This is a genomic window from Neisseria sp. P0019.S003, from assembly GCF_051957115.1.
In the GTDB taxonomy this organism is placed as follows: domain Bacteria; phylum Pseudomonadota; class Gammaproteobacteria; order Burkholderiales; family Neisseriaceae; genus Neisseria; species Neisseria flavescens_D.
The window spans coordinates 1-540 of sequence record NZ_JBQCWT010000040.1; the positions used below are offsets into that span (position 1 = coordinate 1).

Annotated in this window: 1 protein-coding gene; it reads right to left on the reverse strand. The window is 51.1% G+C overall.

Annotated elements, in window-relative coordinates; all coding sequences use genetic code 11:
* A partial coding sequence (locus ACTHTS_RS10975; protein WP_440370053.1) for an NADH-quinone oxidoreductase subunit C occupies positions 1-523 on the reverse strand: 523 nt, incomplete at its 3' end.
* Between the last annotated feature and the right edge of the window lie 17 nt (positions 524-540).

Below are 540 nucleotides of genomic sequence, written 5' to 3' on the forward strand. Positions count from 1 at the left end.
GGTAAATCACGCGTTTTTGCTCTTCATCGTAACGCATTTCGACATAGCCGGAAATCGGGAAGTCTTTGCGGAAAGGATGTCCGACAAAACCATAATCGGTCAGGATGCGGCGCAGGTCGGGATGGTTGTTGAACATGATGCCGTACAAATCGAAGGCTTCGCGCTCGTACCAATCCGCGCTGTTGTAAACGGGAACCACGGATTCGACCACGGGGAAATCGTCGTCTGAAACCCAGACGCGCACGCGGATGCGTTGGTTGTTTTTCAGAGAGAGAAGTTGGCTGACAACGGCAAAGCGTTTGCCCTGCCATGCTTCGTTTTTGTAAGTGCTGTAATCGACGCCGCACAAATCGACCAAAAGCTCGAAATGCAGTTCTTCATGGTCGCGCAACGTAGTCATCACTGAAACATAGTGTTCGGGCAGACACTCGACGGTAATCTCGCCCAAAGCGGAAATGACTTTGCTTGCCTGATTGCCCAAAACGCGGCTGACGGTTTCGTATAAGTTTTGAATGCTTGCCATATCGTTCCCTCCCCTAC